This window comes from Chitinophaga sp. YIM B06452 (assembly GCF_039655965.1).
In the GTDB taxonomy this organism is placed as follows: domain Bacteria; phylum Bacteroidota; class Bacteroidia; order Chitinophagales; family Chitinophagaceae; genus Chitinophaga.
In genome coordinates, this window is sequence record NZ_JAWLKY010000002.1 from 675,415 (window position 1) to 690,661 (window position 15,247).

Annotated in this window: 15 protein-coding genes; 9 read left to right on the top strand and 6 right to left on the bottom strand. The window is 53.1% G+C overall.

Annotation, left to right across the window (positions count from 1 at the left end; genetic code table 11):
* Positions 1–86: 86 nt before the first annotated feature.
* On the bottom strand, positions 87–3,230 hold the full coding sequence (gene secDF, locus R3I13_RS12525) for a protein translocase subunit SecDF (protein ID WP_346318298.1): 3,144 nt from the start codon (positions 3,228–3,230) through the stop codon (positions 87–89).
* Between the two features lie 224 nt (positions 3,231–3,454).
* Here secDF and R3I13_RS12530 point away from each other — a divergent pair, with 224 nt between their 5' ends.
* From R3I13_RS12530 to R3I13_RS12540, 3 genes are all read left to right on the top strand, one after another.
* Positions 3,455–4,648 (top strand): serine hydrolase, encoded by a 1,194-nt coding sequence (locus R3I13_RS12530; protein WP_346318299.1) that lies wholly within the window; start codon positions 3,455–3,457, stop codon positions 4,646–4,648.
* A 37-nt stretch (positions 4,649–4,685) separates the two neighbouring features.
* Positions 4,686–5,396, top strand: coding sequence for a hypothetical protein (locus tag R3I13_RS12535; RefSeq protein WP_346318300.1), 711 nt, complete (start codon positions 4,686–4,688; stop codon positions 5,394–5,396).
* A gap of 109 nt (positions 5,397–5,505) precedes the next feature.
* Entirely contained in the window at positions 5,506–6,696 is a 1,191-nt protein-coding gene (locus R3I13_RS12540; RefSeq protein WP_346318301.1) for a pyridoxal phosphate-dependent aminotransferase, read from the top strand.
* 52 nt (positions 6,697–6,748) lie between these two features.
* Here R3I13_RS12540 and R3I13_RS12545 read toward each other — a convergent pair whose 3' ends face one another.
* The 5 genes from R3I13_RS12545 to nusB all read right to left on the bottom strand — a co-directional run bounded on the left by R3I13_RS12545 (position 6,749) and on the right by nusB (position 9,991).
* Positions 6,749–7,351, bottom strand: a complete 603-nt coding sequence (locus R3I13_RS12545) for a hypothetical protein (RefSeq protein ID WP_346318302.1) — start codon at positions 7,349–7,351, stop codon at positions 6,749–6,751.
* A gap of 67 nt (positions 7,352–7,418) precedes the next feature.
* Positions 7,419–8,003, bottom strand: coding sequence for a dephospho-CoA kinase (coaE, locus tag R3I13_RS12550; protein WP_346318303.1), 585 nt, complete (start codon positions 8,001–8,003; stop codon positions 7,419–7,421).
* Positions 8,004–8,215: 212 nt separating this feature from the next.
* Positions 8,216–8,569, bottom strand: coding sequence for a preprotein translocase subunit YajC (yajC, locus tag R3I13_RS12555; RefSeq protein WP_346318304.1), 354 nt, complete (start codon positions 8,567–8,569; stop codon positions 8,216–8,218).
* 36 nt (positions 8,570–8,605) lie between these two features.
* The gene (locus R3I13_RS12560) at positions 8,606–9,046 is read right to left on the bottom strand and encodes a DUF1573 domain-containing protein (protein ID WP_346318305.1); all 441 of its coding nucleotides are present in this window, start codon (positions 9,044–9,046) and stop codon (positions 8,606–8,608) included.
* 15 nt (positions 9,047–9,061) lie between these two features.
* Positions 9,062–9,991 carry a transcription antitermination factor NusB gene (nusB, locus tag R3I13_RS12565; protein WP_346318306.1) on the bottom strand — a complete coding sequence of 310 codons (930 nt, stop codon included), beginning with the start codon at positions 9,989–9,991 and terminating at the stop codon, positions 9,062–9,064.
* 292 nt (positions 9,992–10,283) lie between these two features.
* Between nusB and R3I13_RS12570 the strand changes: the two genes are divergently transcribed.
* The 6 genes from R3I13_RS12570 to R3I13_RS12595 all read left to right on the top strand — a co-directional run bounded on the left by R3I13_RS12570 (position 10,284) and on the right by R3I13_RS12595 (position 15,199).
* Positions 10,284–10,565, top strand: a complete 282-nt coding sequence (locus R3I13_RS12570) for a co-chaperone GroES (protein WP_120516114.1) — start codon at positions 10,284–10,286, stop codon at positions 10,563–10,565.
* Between the two features lie 54 nt (positions 10,566–10,619).
* Positions 10,620–12,254 (top strand): chaperonin GroEL, encoded by a 1,635-nt coding sequence (gene groL / locus R3I13_RS12575; RefSeq protein ID WP_346318307.1) that lies wholly within the window; start codon positions 10,620–10,622, stop codon positions 12,252–12,254.
* Between the two features lie 125 nt (positions 12,255–12,379).
* Complete coding sequence (locus R3I13_RS12580; protein ID WP_346318308.1) at positions 12,380–12,883, top strand: FKBP-type peptidyl-prolyl cis-trans isomerase; 504 nt, start codon at positions 12,380–12,382, stop codon at positions 12,881–12,883.
* Between the two features lie 12 nt (positions 12,884–12,895).
* Complete coding sequence (locus R3I13_RS12585; RefSeq protein WP_346318309.1) at positions 12,896–13,396, top strand: FKBP-type peptidyl-prolyl cis-trans isomerase; 501 nt, start codon at positions 12,896–12,898, stop codon at positions 13,394–13,396.
* Between the two features lie 128 nt (positions 13,397–13,524).
* Positions 13,525–14,097, top strand: coding sequence for an RNA polymerase sigma-70 factor (locus R3I13_RS12590; protein ID WP_346318310.1), 573 nt, complete (start codon positions 13,525–13,527; stop codon positions 14,095–14,097).
* A 145-nt stretch (positions 14,098–14,242) separates the two neighbouring features.
* A complete protein-coding gene (locus tag R3I13_RS12595) occupies positions 14,243–15,199 on the top strand; it encodes a FecR domain-containing protein (RefSeq protein ID WP_346318311.1) in 957 nt (318 codons plus the stop codon).
* Positions 15,200–15,247 lie beyond the last annotated feature (48 nt).

Below are 15,247 nucleotides of genomic sequence, written 5' to 3' on the forward strand. Positions count from 1 at the left end.
CAACAGCCTTTGCTAAAATAATATCAAAAAGAAAAGGCCGTCCCGGGGTACGGAACGGCCTTCTGATATAAAATTTCCATTTGAGCTTACTTGCCCCTTACTAACGGGGGAGCTTTTTCGATCTTCACGGCTTCTTTCTCCTGGGAAAGCGTGTTCTTCTTATCGAAGTCCACCAGGATCGGCGCGGCTACGAAGATGGAAGAATAAGCGCCGGTCAGCACACCGATCAGCATCGCGAAGGCAAACCCGCGGGTTACCTCGCCGCCGAAGATGAACAGGATCAGGATGGTGAGGAACACCGTTACAGAGGTCATGATCGTACGGCTCAGCGTTTCGTTGATCGCGCGGTTGATCACTGTTTTGGTATCTGCGTTCTTGGTCAGGCGGAAGTTCTCACGGATCCTGTCGAACACGATCACCGTATCGTTCATCGAGAAGCCGATCACGGTAAGGATGGCCGCGATGAAGTGCTGGTCGATCTCCAGTGCGAACGGCACGATGTTGCGGCAGAACGAGAATACGATCAGCGTAACGAGCACGTCGTGCAGCAGTGAAACGATGGTACCGATAGAGTACTGCCATTTGTTGAATCGCAGCAGGATGTAAAGGAACACCACGATCAGCGAGAGGATGGTGGCTTTGATAGCGCCTGTCCTCAAGTCGTCGGAAATGGTGGGCAGTACGGTTTGATAGCCTACCAGGTATTGAGCCTGCCAGGTAGCAAAATCCAGGCTGCCTTCGTAGTTGGACTTGATACCGTTGAACAGCTTGGTGCGCACTTCATTGCCTGCTTCGTCGGAGTTGTCTTCGATCTTATAAGGCGTGGTGATGTTCAGTTGGTTGTTGGTACCGATGGTCTTTACAATGGTTTCAGATTCGAATTCCTTGTTCAGCGCATCATGAACGGCTTCACGGTTCACCGGTTTGTCGAAACGCACGGTGTAGCTGCGGCCGCCTTCAAAGTCCACCCCACGGTCGAAACCGTTGAAGAAAGTAGCGATACCCATTACCAGCACGATACCGGAGATCACGTAGGTTATCTTACGCATGCCTACGAAGTCGTAGTTGGCATGCCTGAAGATCCTGCGGGAAATGGGCGTGAAATATTCCAGGTGCCTTTTTTTGTTCGTCCACCAGTCGGTAACCATGCGGGATACGAGGATACCGCAGAACAGGGACAGCAGCAGACCGATGATCTGCGTGGTAGCGAAGCCCAGTACAGGGCCGAGGCCGAAGTAGAACAGGATGCAGGCGGTGAGCAGGGAGGTGATGTGACCGTCGAGCACTGGCGCGTAAGAACGTTTGTAACCGTCTTCCACGGCCTGCTGGTAAGTTTTACCACGGCTCAGTTCGTCCTTGATCCTTTCGAATATAATTACGTTCGTATCCACTGCCATACCGATGGTGAGCACCAGGCCGGCGATGCCGGGCATGGTGAGCGTGGCGCCCAGCGAAGCCAGGATACCTACGGTGAACAGCAGGTTGAGTATCAGCGCGATGTTGGCCACCCAGCCGCCGGTATTGAAGTACACCAGCATCAGGATGAAGATCACCACGAAGGAGATAATGAATGATTTGGCGCCCGCTGCAATGGATTCCTGACCCAGGGTGGGGCCTACCACCTGCTCCTGCACGATCTTGGCGGGGGCGGGCATACGGCCAGACATCAGGATGTTGGCAAGGTCGTCCGCTTCTTCGGTAGTAAAGCTGCCGCTGATGGAAGAATTGCCGTTCGGTATCTCATTGATGATGGAGGGAGCGGTGTACACCACGTTGTCCAGCACGATGGCTACATAGTTGAAGGTGCTGCGGTCGTCGGGATTGGTGGGCTTCAGCTGGCGGGTGAGGTTGCGCCAGTCGCGCGTACCTACGTTGTCCATGCTCATGCTCACTTCCACGCGGCCGTCCTGCCCGAAGTCCGAGCGGGCGGCAATCACCCTTTCACCGGTGATCTTCGCTTTCGGGCTGGCGGGGTTGATCTTCACGCCGAATATCTGTAAGGGCTGGGTGCGGTCTTCTTTATTGGAGGGGCCGTAGAGGAACACCAGGTCTTTCGGCATTACGGCTTTCACTGCTGGCAGTTCGAGGTAACGGCGGAAAGTGGCGGTATCTTTCGGAGCGATTTGGCCCAGCACGGAGCTGGGTTCAGGATTGATCTTGAATACCATGAAGAGCGGCATCTCTTTCTGGTCCCTTGCGAGGGCGAGGGCAGCGGAGTCGCCGGCTGCTACCTGTTTGCCGGAAGAATCTTTTGCCAGCAGGCTGGAAAGGGAACCGGTGGTATCAGGGGCAGCAGCGGGAGCGGCAGCTGCAGTGGCTGTACTGTCCTGCTTAACAGCGCCGGTATCTACCTTGGGAGCGTTGCCCAGGGAAGCTTTGATGGCTTCGTTCATAGGCAGCAGCACGCCGTCGTAGAAGGCCTGGCTGGTTTTGTATGTTTCGCGGAATTCGAGGTTGGCGCTGGCCTGGAGGTACTTGCGTACGCGGTCGGCATCGTCTACACCGGCCAGTTCCACGGAAATAATGCCGCGGTTCTCGTCCAGGTTGATGGAAGGCGAAGCCACGCCGAACTTGTCGATCCTGTTCTGTAATACTTTATAGGTGTTCTTGATCGCCGCGCGGGATTCGTTGCGGATAATGTTCAGCACCTGGTCGTTGGAGCTGTTGAAGGTGATCTGCTTCTGCTGCGCGCTGGCGAAGATAGAAGACAGTTTCCCGTTGGGCGCTTCTTCTTTGTAAGCTTCGCCAAACAGGGTCACGAAATCGGACTGGCTGTTCTTTTTACGCTCTTTGGCTTTGGCAATGGCTTTGTTGAACGCAGGGTCTTTCGACTGGCCTGACAGCTGGCGCACAACGTCTTCAACGCTTACTTCCAGCACCACGTTCATGCCGCCCTGGAGGTCGAGGCCCAGGTTCAGCTGCTTTTCTTTCGCTTTGGTATAGGTGGTAAACCAGGGAAATCCTGCAATCTCCTTGCCACTGGCGCTGTCAATCAACTGCTCCGAACGCATTTTGATGTAATCGTTCAGCGTATCCTTGTAAAAGGCTTGCGCTTCTTTGTTACCGGGATACTTCTGTTCTGCGGAGGGATACTGTTTGGCCACAAAGTCTTCGGCCTGGGTCTTTATCTTTTTCTCATAGTTCCGCACCACGAACGTGAAGGACAATTGATACAAAGAGATAAGGATCAGTGCGACAGCAAAAAATCTAACCAGTCCTTTTAGTTGCATTTTGTTTGATTATTAATATAAATTTTTTAAGAGTTGCAAAGATAGAATTTAAATTGATATATTAAAGCCCGGTAACAAACAGATCAAAAACCAATATCTGATTGGTTTTGAGCTGTATCCCGGCCTAAAAATTTCCTTCTATGGCGCAACAGTTTTTTCTGGCAGCTGCAATATTGGTTTTTTTTACGAACTGCCAAACTCCCAGGGCGATAATTTCTACCTCCATGCAAAAAAATACGGACGCATTCCTGGATTCACTGCTGAAAGCCAACGCTCAGCGCCTGGGCCCTGTCATGGCTGATCCGGCGGAATACCGGCTGCAGGTCATCTACACCCGCATCGACCGGAATGCCCGGAACCAGCCGGTTTTCACGGATTTCACCTACCGCCTTTCCCCCGAAACCTACTTCTACCCTGCTTCTACCGTAAAAATGCCCGCCGCGTTCCTGGCGCTGGAGAAGGTAAACCGGCTGCGGCTGGACAAATACACCCCGATGTATACAGACAGTCTGTCAGGCATTACAACAGCCGTAACGTCAGACAGTTCAGCGATCACCCTGCAACCTTCTGTAGCCCATTACATTAAAAAAATATTCCTCGTCAGCGACAACGACGCATTCAACCGCCTGTACGAGTTCCTGGGGCAGGAGGCCTTCAACCGTTCGCTATGGGAAAAAGGATACCCTTCCGTGCAGGTGCGCCACCGCCTCAGCATTGCGCTGCCGCAGGAGGCCAACCGCCTCACCAATGCCGTGCGTTTCGTGGATAACGGAAAAACCGTATACAATCAGCCCGAACAGCAGAGCAGCCTGCAATTCGCCCCGCGCGCGGATTCCCTGGGCAAAGCCCATTACGAGGGCAAAAAACTGGTGGAAGCGCCTTTTAATTTCTCCGAAAAGAACCGGATCGTGCTGGAAGACCTGCATAATATGCTGCGCAGCGTAATTTTTCCGGAAAGTGTAACATATACGCGCAGATTTCGTTTAACGGAGGATGATTACCGGTTTTTATACCGGTATATGTCGCAATTGCCCGCTGAAACAGACCGCCCGGTATACGACACCACGGAATTCCACCGCAACTACGTCAAATACCTGCTGGGCGGGGCTGATGCCAGAACGGAGCTGCCCGCGGGGTTGAGAATATTCAATAAACCGGGCTGGGCATATGGCTTTTTAACGGATGTGGCTTATTTTGCAGACTTTGCCAACAACGTGGAATTTATGCTGTCTGCCACCGTGTATTGCAATAAGGACGGCGTGATCGGGGACGATACCTACGACTTTGAATCTGTCGGCCAGCCATTCCTGAAAGAATTGGGCCGGGTGATCTACGAAGCAGAACTGAACAGGACCAGAAAATACAAACCGGACCTCCGGCGTTATAAGGTGACGTACGGGCCGGAAACACAACCGTAACCTATAATAAGTATTAAAACATTAAATGAAAGAGCGCATGGTAACTAAAAAGAGCCGTTTATGGGCACTCGCCGCCGTGGCAGTAGCAATTACCGGTTTTTCCTCCTGTCTGAAGAACAGCGATCCCACCCCTCCCGAACCGCAGACCATCATCGCGATCGTGAACGGCGTGGCCTCTCCCAAATACGGGCTGGACATTGCCCTGGACGGACAGAAGATCACTTCGCAGCCTATTCCCTTCGGTGAAGCCGTGGGCGACCGTTTCAGGCCGAACAATTATAAGTTCGATTTCAAGAAAGGCGGGGCAGACAGCCTGCTGACCTCCCTCACCGCCCGTTTCGACACCTCGCAGTACAACACGCTGATCGTGTATGGCGACCAGAGCAGCGGCATTGAGGCGTACAAGCTCCTGGAAAATTTCGAGAGCCTTTCCCGCACCAAGGCCAACGTACGTTTCTACAACCTGATGGCTGGCCCCGATGCGCTGGATGTATTCCTCGGCTCTACCAAAATATTCTCTTCCCGCTATTTCGCGGATTTTGAAGGCGGCGGATACTCCCAGTTCGAAGCCGTGGAGGTAGGCAACACCAGCATTACCGTGAAAACGGCTGCAGGCGCTGAAGTGGCTGTTAAGAACGATGCAGCGCTCACCGCTACAGGCGGCGCGTACAACATCTACCTCATGGGTGAAAGAGATTCCACCAAAGGCACTACCAAACCGGTGATCAAGATCGTCGGCTACCAGTAAGAAACGCTACACTCCAATTTATACCGAAGGTTCCGGGCACAAGTCCGGGACCTTTTTTCATTTTTTTGCAGTAGGTTTGCCGCGGTCAACCCAAAAAAAAATAACGTCTATGCAACTAGCCGAAAGATTAACACGGATATCCGTGCCGCAAACCATCAGGATGGCAAAGCTGAGCCGCGAACTGAAAGCACAGGGAATTGACATTGTGGACCTCAGTATCGGCGAACCTGATTTTGATACGCCCGAACACATTCGCGAAGCCGCCAAAAAGGCCATCGATGAAGGGTATACCCATTACACGCCCGTGGCCGGGTATGCGGACCTCAAGCAGGCCGTAGCCTACAAGCTGCAGCGTGATAACGGGCTCGAATACACGCCGGAGCAGATCGTAGTGAGCACCGGCGCCAAACAAAGCATCGCCAATGCAGTGCTCAGCATCGTGAACCCCGGCGACGAAGTGATCATCCCCACACCTTACTGGGTCACTTATTCAGAACTGGTGAAGCTTTGCCAGGGCGTGGTGAAATTTGTGCCCTGCGGTATCGAAGACAATTACAAGATCACGCCCGAGCGGCTGGAAGCGGCCATCACGCCTAAAACCAGGCTGTTCATGTTTTCTTCCCCCTGCAACCCCACCGGCTCCGTGTATTCCCACGAAGAGCTGAAAGGCCTGGCGGAAGTGTTCGAAAAGCACCCGGAGATATTTATCATTTCCGACGAGATCTACGAATACATCAACTACGTGGCGCCGCATAGCAGCATTGCCAGTTTCGGTACGCTGAAAGACCGTACGGTGATCATCAACGGCCTCAGCAAAGGTTTTGCCATGACCGGCTGGCGCCTCGGCTACCTGGCCGCCCCGCTGGAGATCGCCAAAGCCTGCGACATGGTGCAGAGCCAGTTTACCTCCGCCACCTGTTCCATCACGCAGCGCTGCGCCATCACAGCCCTGCGCGGCCCGCTGGATACGGCAAAGGAGATGGTGGCCGCTTTCCGCGAAAGACGCGCATTCATTTATGATGCGCTCAAAAACATCCCCGGCTTAAAAGTGAATGAGCCCGACGGCGCGTTTTACATGTTCCCGAACGTGAGCGCTTTTTACGGCAAATCGTTCGAAGACAGCACCGTGAACAATGCGGACGACCTTTGCATGTACCTGCTGCACAAAGCGAATGTAACCGTGGTATCAGGCAAGGCTTTCGAGCAGCCGGAGTGTATCCGCATTTCTTATGCCACCAGCATGGACCGGATACAGGAAGGCATGAAAAGAATGAAGGAATGGCTGGGCAAGCTGAAATAAGCAACCCGCTGAAAGATAGATGGATGGCGCCTTCCCGGGCGCCATTCTTATTTTAGTTCACCTGCATCGTATCCAGGTATTCCTGGTAGCGTTTTTTCACGTACACGCCAAGGTCGTAGGCGGTGATGCCTGCCAGGAAACCCGCATTGGGGCGGGTTTTATCAACGAAGGCGTAAAGGCTGTCGCCCGTCAGCGGGATGAAGCGGCCCACCAGGTCTGCATTATACATCTTATTTATCGCCTGCTCTTCCATAACGGTGGTCAGCCTGCGGCGGAAAGCCTCGTCCCGCGCTTTTTTCTTAAAATCAAATACCGATGCGATGGCGTTCAGGTTCAGGGCCACGCCGGGCAGGTGGTGGGTTTGGCCTTCTTTTTCATAAGCGATGCCCTTGTCTTTTTCCCGGGGCAAAAAGAGCATGAAGTTCTTCGGCTTGAGCTTTCGCAGCATCGCGGAATCTTCCGAGTGGTTGAAGTGCCGCACGTTAAATTCCTTCAGCTGGTAAACGCGCATGGGCGGCAGGCTGTCCCTTCTCAGGGAATCCTTTGCGGGTGTGAGAAAGCGCGGGTAAGGAAGGGTATCTTTTTTCAGATACTGCGCGGTGGCGGAGCTGCACCATACCGATGCGCCGGCCAGGACCAGGATACGGGGATTCATACCTTTAAACTAACCCAAACGGTTCTAAGGAAAAGTTAAAAGCCCGGCCGGGCCTGGTAAAGAAAAGTTAAAAACTTAAGAGCTGCCGGTGCAGGCTGAGCACCTGGGGTATCACCATCTGCTGCTCGTCGTTGTAGATCACGAAATCCGCCAGCTTCAGTTTGATGGCTTCATCCAGCTGCTTGTGCATGCGTGCCAGCACGGCATTGCGGTCCACGCCGTCGCGCTTCATCACCCGCTGAATGCGCATGGCCTGGGGGGCCGATACCACGATCACTTTGTCTACATGATGAAAAGATTCCGTTTCGTACATCAGGGCGGCTTCCTTGAGCACGTAGGGGCTGGTTTGCCTGCGGGCCCAGGCTTCGGAATCGCGGATGGTGGCGGGATGCACGAGGGAGTTGAGCACGGCCAGCTGCTCTTTGTCTGCAAAAACGATATTGGAAATGTGTTTGCGGTTGAGGCTGCCGTCTGCAAAATAGGCCGCATCGCCAAAATGGGCCCGTATCTGGGACACCAGCAGCGGGTCGTTCACCATGATCTCTTTCGCCGCATCATCCGCCGAATAAACGGGGATGCCGAGCAGGGAAAATATCTTCGCAACGGTGCTTTTACCGGAACCGATGCCTCCTGTAATGCCTATGATCTGCATATTTCAGCAAAATAATAAAAAAAGATCATCCGATTCGCGTCATTGCGAGGAGCTGCGCGGCTGATGTGTGTGGGGCGACGAAGCAATCTCAGGCACACGGGGGAGATTGCTTCGTCGCCCTCCCCGCAGGCCCGCGCGGCTCCTCGCAATGACGAAAAAAAAGAGAGAAGGAAATTTCCTTCTCTCTTCCATTATTTTTGGCCGAACCGGTCTTATTTGGTCTCAGCGGCTTTATTTACGGCCGTTGTGTACTCCATGCTCACGGCAGAACGCTCTACGGTGAAGAAAGTACCGGGGCTCACCTCGATCTGGAGGGTGTTGTTGTCATTGATCTTTTTCACTTTACCGTGAATGCCGGCAATGGTAACGATCTTATCACCTTCTCTCAGGTTATCGATGAATTGTTTTTGTGCTTTTGCTTTTTTGGTCTGCGGGCGGATCATGAAGAGCCACATCACGAGGATCATACCGCCAAAGAACAGCAGGGTGCCCATGCTGCCCATTCCGCCGCCTTGCGCGCCGCCGGCCGGGGGCGTCATCAGAAATACGTTTAATAAGTTGTACATCGTATGTTGTTTATTGATTTGAAGCTGGTAAAGTTACTATTTCTTTGCCACGATCACGCATTGGATCTTCGGGCCGCTGAACATGGGAGGATTGGTATTGGCCTGGATATACAGTTCTTTTTCGGTATATCCTTCCGGGCGGCCGTTGCTGTCGAACTTCACTTTCATATACCCGCTCTGCCCCGGTTTCAGCGGTTCTTTGGGCCATTCCGGCACGGTGCAGCCGCAGCTGGCTTCCGCCTTGGTGATCAACAGGTCCCGGTTGCCGGTGTTGGTGAATTTAAAGGAATATTCCACCACCTCGCCTTCCGTTACGTCACCAAAGTTATGGCTTTCCTTTTCAAAAGTCATCACCGGCCAGGTGCCTTTCGTGGTATCCATGGCATCTGTGGCCGTGGCGGGCTGTTTGCCGGACTGGCCGCCGCAGGCCGCAAGGGCCAGCGCCGCAACGAAAAACAGGTATAAGATCGGTCGCATCCGTGTGAATATTTATTATTTCTTATTACGGTCCGTTTTCTCCACCAGGTTTGCCTGCACCAGGTCTTTGAGGATATTGTCCAGGATACCGTTCACGAACTGCCCGCTTTGCGGCGTGCTGTAGGCTTTGGCCAGGTCTATATACTCATTGATGGTCACTTTCGTGGGAATGGTGGGGAAATACAGGAATTCGCAGACGCCCATTTCCATCAGCAACATGTCTACCGCCGCGATCCGCTCCGGGTCCCAGTTCTGGAGCTTCGGTTTGATCAGCTCCATGCAATAATCCTTTTTGTTGACCACGGTGGCCAGCAGGTCCCGCGCGTATTCCAGCTTTTCGCGGCTGATCAGCTGCAGGAAGTTGAACAGCTGCGGCTTGGAAAGGTAATTGCCCACCAGGATGCCCATCATATCCTCATCATCGCCCCAATGCAGGAAGCTGTCTTCCATATGCTGGCGGAACAGCTCGTTCTTTTCCAGTATGTGTTTATAGATATATTCGATGATATGCTTCTCGGAAGCCTTATCCCTGGCGGGTTCCGCGATATAGGTCTTATATACTTCCGTTTCCGTCAGCTGGTTGTAGAGTTTGCGGGTAAGGTCCAGGTCTTCCAGCCGGCGGAGCTTCCAGGTTTCGAGATTCACCTGGAACCCTTTGTCTCCCAGCACCTGGAAAACAAAATCGTTGCCCGCCACCTTGGTATTCACGGAAAGGTCCTGTTCGCTGGGCAGGTGCTTATTGGCCCTGGCCTGCGCGTCGGTTTCCGCATACTGGGCCACGCGGGCCAGTGTGTAGAGGATGTATGTGAATATCTGGCAGGTCTGGTCCAGCTTCTCATTGAGCAAACTTGTAGCAGTGCCCGGTTTCACCGTTTCCTGCTCCATGGTATCCATGGCATACAGCGTTTGCATTACTTTTACCCGGATGTTTCTTCTACTGATCATTGTACGCTTAGGAAAATGGCCGCAAATCTACTGTTTTACAGGGACTTTTTAAAAAATACTTCCCGGGGCCGGGCCTCCCGGCAGGCGCAAACTGCCACTGGAAAGGGGCCTGGCAGGTAAAAAATGAAAAAATGGCATTTCTTGACAGTCCCATTCCTATTTGCTTATCTTTGCTTCCTGCAAATTTGGCTCGTTGGCTTCCGCCCGGCGGTCAAACAGGCCGGTTGGCATAATCTTCGTTAAGGGAAAAACCGTCTAAAAACTCATTTCATCTTTTTAAAATAGAATCACAATGGCTAAAAATTTAAGTATTAAACCTCTGGCAGACAGGGTGATCGTAAAACCCGCAGCAGCTGAAGAAAAAACCGCAGGCGGCATCATCATCCCCGACACCGCTAAAGAAAAACCGCAGCGTGGTACGGTAGTAGCAGCCGGCCCCGGTAAAAAAGATGAACCCGTTAGCGTGAAAGTGGGCGATACCGTGCTGTATGGTAAATACTCCGGTACCGAGATCAGCCTGGAAGGCGATGATTACCTGATCATGCGCGAATCAGACATCCTGGCGGTTATCTAAGCCACCCTCCCCCGTTATCATTTCTAAACCACGACCAAAGAAAATAGTACAACTATGGCAAAGCAGATATTTTTCAATACAGACGCCCGCAACAAAATGAAGAAAGGCGTTGACACCCTGGCTAACGCTGTGAAAGTGACCCTGGGCCCCAAAGGCCGCAACGTAGTGATCGAAAAGAAATTCGGCGCTCCCGGTGTAACTAAAGACGGTGTGACCGTAGCAAAAGAAATTGAACTGGAAGACCCCATCGAGAACATGGGCGCCCAGATGGTGAAAGAAGTAGCCTCCAAAACCGCCGACATCGCGGGCGACGGCACCACCACCGCCACCGTACTGGCTCAGGCCATCATCGGCGAAGGCCTGAAGAACGTTGCTGCCGGCGCTAACCCGATGGACCTGAAGCGCGGTATCGACAAAGCTGTTAAAGCAGTAGTTGAAAACCTGAAAAGCCAGTCCGAAAAAGTAGGCAACGACAATAAAAAGATCGAGCAGGTAGCTGCTATCTCTGCCAACAACGACGCAGAGATCGGCAAACTGATCGCTGAAGCCATGCAGAAAGTGACCAAAGACGGCGTTATCACCGTTGAGGAAGCGAAAGGCACCGAAACTACCGTAGAAGTAGTAGAAGGTATGCAGTTCGACCGCGGTTACCTCTCCCCTTACTTTATTACCAACAGCGAAAAAATGCAGGCTGAGCTGCAGAACCCTTACATCCTGATCTACGACAAAAAGATCAGCACCATGAAGGACATCCTGCACATCCTGGAAAAAGTAGCCCAGCAAGGCGCTCCCCTGGTGATCATCTCTGAAGACCTGGAAGGTGAAGCACTGGCTACCCTGGTGGTGAACAAACTGCGCGGCACCCTGAAAGTTGCGGCAGTTAAAGCTCCCGGCTTCGGCGACAGGAGGAAGGAAATGCTGCAGGACATCGCTACCCTCACTGCAGGCGTGGTGATCTCCGAAGAGCAGGGTTACAAACTGGAAAACGCCGACCTCACTTACCTGGGCCGCGCTGAATCCGTAACCATCGACAAAGACAATACTACCGTTGTTGGCGGTAAAGGTGATAAAGAAGCCATCCAGGGCCGTATCAACCAGATCAAGTCGCAGATCGAAGTAACCACTTCCGATTATGACCGTGAGAAACTGCAGGAACGCCTCGCCAAACTGAGCGGCGGTGTAGCTGTACTGTACGTTGGTGCTGCCACTGAAGTGGAAATGAAAGAAAAGAAAGACCGTGTGGACGACGCCCTGCACGCTACCCGCGCTGCCGTTGAAGAAGGCATCGTAGCAGGCGGCGGTGTGGCATTCATCCGCGCCATCGAATCCCTGGATAAGCTGAAAGGTGACAACGAAGACGAGCAAACCGGTATCGCGATCGTAAAACGCGCTATCGAAGAGCCGCTGCGCCAGATCACCGAAAACTCCGGCATCGAAGGTTCCATCGTGGTACAGAAAGTGAAGGAAGGTAAAGCCGATTACGGTTTTAACGCCCGCACCGAAGTATACGAAAACCTGCTCTCAGCCGGTGTGATCGACCCAACCAAAGTATCCCGCATTGCCCTGGAGAACGCCGCATCCATCGCTGGTATGCTGCTCACCACCGAATGCGTGATCGCAGACAAACCCGAGCCTAAATCCGCAGCCCCTGCAATGCCGGGCGGCCACGGTATGGGTATGGATTATTAATCCTCCCGGGAATAAATTTTCCAAGTCCCGCCCTGGTAATCCACGGGCGGGATTTTTTTATTTGTAACTTTCTCCCCTTACCGCCCGTTTAACGGGTGTATTTTTGAAAAAATTTAAATTCAGGCATGTTATACCGGCGATTTCTGATTGTATGCATACTGGCGGTACAGCTCACGCTCCTGGCTTCCTGCTCAAAGGACACGCCCAGCCTTGAATCCGCCTATGATGCGGCGATAAGGGATACGGACCTGATCAGGCGCTACCTGGAGATCACCAACCAGGATTCCGGCGCAGTATTCCATCCCAGCGGCCTCGTGTATAAGGTGCTGGACAAGGGTAACGGGAAAGACACCATCCATCTCAACCAGGTACCCGTTGTAACCTTCACCCGCCGCCTCCTGGGCGATAACAGGATCGTGGAACAGAGTCCTTTGCCTACCTCGTTCGACAACCGGCAGCTGAAAAACCATATTGCCGGCTGGCAGATCGGGCTGCAGCAGATCACCAAAGGGGGCCGCATCCTTTTATACATTCCTTCCGGGCTTGCTTTCGGGGACATCGGCGTGCCGGGCACCATTCCCGCCAAAGCCATCCTCGCCTGCGACGTAAGCCTCATCGATATTAAATAACCGGAAAAACATATGAAGAGAAACATTTTCGGCCTTACGGGCCTCCTGGCAATTGTATTGATCTTTGCCTGCAACAAAAAAGATGACGACACACCGCCCTACGACTACGACAAACAGGCAGCGAAAGACGAGCAGACGATCAAGGACTACATTGCCGCGAACAACCTGACCGGCTACGTGCGCGATACCACCGGCGTATATTTTAAAGTGCTGGTGCACGGCCAGGGCGGGGATACCATTAAACTGACAGACCGCTTCAATATAGACTACAAAGGTTTCCTGCTGAACGGCACCCGCTTCGATTCCGCCCGGTCGGTGACCTTCAACGACATGCGCCTGGGGCAGCCCGGCCTGATCGAAGGTTTTAAGGTGGGCCCGATGAAAACCACCAAAGGCGGCACCGTGCGTTATTTCATCCCTTCCGTGCTGGGTTACCGCGACCAGGATAAAGGCACCATACCGCCCAACTCCGTGCTGATCTTTGAAGTAAAGCTGAATAACTACTATTACTAGTTCAGACTGAATTTTTTATAAAAATGCCTGTTGCTCACTGCAACAGGCATTTTATATTACGGGGAAAATGTCCTACATTTAAGAAGACCAGAATCAAAGCAAGATCGCTTAATTATTCCCCGTATTGCATGCACAATGAACCGAGATACCGCACCCAATGCCAGGATCCGCTGGAACTGCAGTTCATGCAGATATTCCGCCGGCACGAAGGGAGGCTGCATGCCCTGGCCCTTAAGCTCACCAAGTCTGAAACATACGCCCAGGACGTGATCCAGGATGTATTTATCAAATTGTGGGAACAAAGGGAGTCATTCGGGCAGATCCGCAACATGGATGCCTGGCTGTACCGGCTTACGGAGAACCGGGTGATAGACTTCCTGCGCAAAGCTGCCGCCGACGAGCGCCTGCGGCAATCCATCTGGGAAGCCATGCCTGCCAACGCGCAGGCTACCGCCGCCGTGGTGGAGGCCAGGGAGTATCATCACATCCTGCAAAAAGCAATAGACCGCCTGCCGCCTCAAAGGAGGCTCATTTATTGCCTCAACCGCGAACAAGGGCTCAACTACCAGGAGATAGCAGAAGAGCTCAAAATATCGCGCCATACGGTCAAAAACCAGCTATCCACCGCCCTCCAGGCCATCCGCAGCTTCGTGGCCAAAACAGCGGGGCCGCTTTCGCTGTTCATTTCTTTGTATTGCTGAAAAATATTCCGGCTTTTTTTGAAGAAGATCCGCTTCCCTCTCGCTCCCATTCCCGCTGAAAAAAATTCCCTAACTTTTTTATTTCCCCGATAGGAACATTTTCCCGCTGCTTCGTCTTCCCGGTATATACACCAATACAACCGCGATGGAAGAACGGATACAATATTTGTTCAAAAGATACCGGGACAATACCTGCACCCGGCAGGAGTACGAAGAATTCTTCGCGCTCCTGCGCCAGAGCGCCCACGACGGCGCGGTGCGCGAGCTGATCCGCCAGGCATATGAAGCCGAGGCCGGCAACGCGCCCGCAGACGCTTATGTGGATGAGAACGGCCAGCTGGTAGTGCCTTTCAAACGCAACCGGGCCATTCTCCGCAAGGCGCTGGCATTGGCTGCCATATTTGTTGCCGCGGCAGGCGCCGCCCTGTGGCTCATGCCCCGGCAAAAGTCCGTACAGCCCACGCACATGGCCCGGCAGCACACTGCCCGCAACGAATACAAGCGCATCGTGCTGCCAGACAGTTCGGAAGTTTGGCTGAACGCCGCCAGCACGCTGGAATTCCCCGAAGATTTCGGGAAAAGGAGCAGGGAAGTGTACCTCACCGGCGAAGCCTACTTTGATGTGCGGCACGCGGTTGAAACACCTTTTATCATTCACACCGGCAAGGTTTCCACCACCGTGCTGGGCACCGCTTTCAACATCAGGGCCTACCCCGGCCGCAAGAGCGTGGTGGTGAGCGTAAGCAAGGGAAAAGTAAGTGTGAACTACGGCGAAGGCGCGCCCGCCATGCTTACCAACGGCCAGCAACTGAAAGTGGACGTTACAAGGCCGGCCCAAAGCGTGAAAAAGTTGCTTGTGGCAGATGCCGCGCCCTGGAAGCAGGGAAATCTCCAGTACGATGGCGAAAGACTGGCAGATATCATGGCAGACCTGGAAAGAGTATACGACGTGAAGATCACGATCATGCAGGAAAACCTGCGGGAACTGACGGTGAGCACGTCCTTCAGGCGGAATATTGGCGTGGAGCAGGCGTTACAGGTATTATGCAAATTGACCGACACCCGGCTGTCGCTGGCAGAAGGGGTTTATACAATACATTAACCAAAATCTAAGGATCATGAACCACCCGTGCACTCCTGCATCCGGCTG

What these genes read in the sequence shown, in the direction of transcription:
- R3I13_RS12540 (WP_346318301.1), top strand. Translation starts at nt 5,506, where the DNA reads ATGCAACTAGCCGAAAGATTAACACGGATATCCGTGCCGCAAACCATC.
- R3I13_RS12585 (WP_346318309.1), top strand. Translation starts at nt 12,896, where the DNA reads ATGAAGAGAAACATTTTCGGCCTTACGGGCCTCCTGGCAATTGTATTG.
- nusB (WP_346318306.1), bottom strand. Translation starts at nt 9,991, where the DNA reads ATGATCAGTAGAAGAAACATCCGGGTAAAAGTAATGCAAACGCTGTAT.
- R3I13_RS12580 (WP_346318308.1), top strand. Translation starts at nt 12,380, where the DNA reads ATGTTATACCGGCGATTTCTGATTGTATGCATACTGGCGGTACAGCTC.
- R3I13_RS12570 (WP_120516114.1), top strand. Translation starts at nt 10,284, where the DNA reads ATGGCTAAAAATTTAAGTATTAAACCTCTGGCAGACAGGGTGATCGTA.
- yajC (WP_346318304.1), bottom strand. Translation starts at nt 8,569, where the DNA reads ATGTACAACTTATTAAACGTATTTCTGATGACGCCCCCGGCCGGCGGC.
- R3I13_RS12545 (WP_346318302.1), bottom strand. Translation starts at nt 7,351, where the DNA reads ATGAATCCCCGTATCCTGGTCCTGGCCGGCGCATCGGTATGGTGCAGC.
- R3I13_RS12595 (WP_346318311.1), top strand. Translation starts at nt 14,243, where the DNA reads ATGGAAGAACGGATACAATATTTGTTCAAAAGATACCGGGACAATACC.
- R3I13_RS12535 (WP_346318300.1), top strand. Translation starts at nt 4,686, where the DNA reads ATGGTAACTAAAAAGAGCCGTTTATGGGCACTCGCCGCCGTGGCAGTA.
- R3I13_RS12590 (WP_346318310.1), top strand. Translation starts at nt 13,525, where the DNA reads ATGCACAATGAACCGAGATACCGCACCCAATGCCAGGATCCGCTGGAA.
- groL (WP_346318307.1), top strand. Translation starts at nt 10,620, where the DNA reads ATGGCAAAGCAGATATTTTTCAATACAGACGCCCGCAACAAAATGAAG.
- secDF (WP_346318298.1), bottom strand. Translation starts at nt 3,230, where the DNA reads ATGCAACTAAAAGGACTGGTTAGATTTTTTGCTGTCGCACTGATCCTT.
- R3I13_RS12530 (WP_346318299.1), top strand. Translation starts at nt 3,455, where the DNA reads ATGCAAAAAAATACGGACGCATTCCTGGATTCACTGCTGAAAGCCAAC.
- R3I13_RS12560 (WP_346318305.1), bottom strand. Translation starts at nt 9,046, where the DNA reads ATGCGACCGATCTTATACCTGTTTTTCGTTGCGGCGCTGGCCCTTGCG.
- coaE (WP_346318303.1), bottom strand. Translation starts at nt 8,003, where the DNA reads ATGCAGATCATAGGCATTACAGGAGGCATCGGTTCCGGTAAAAGCACC.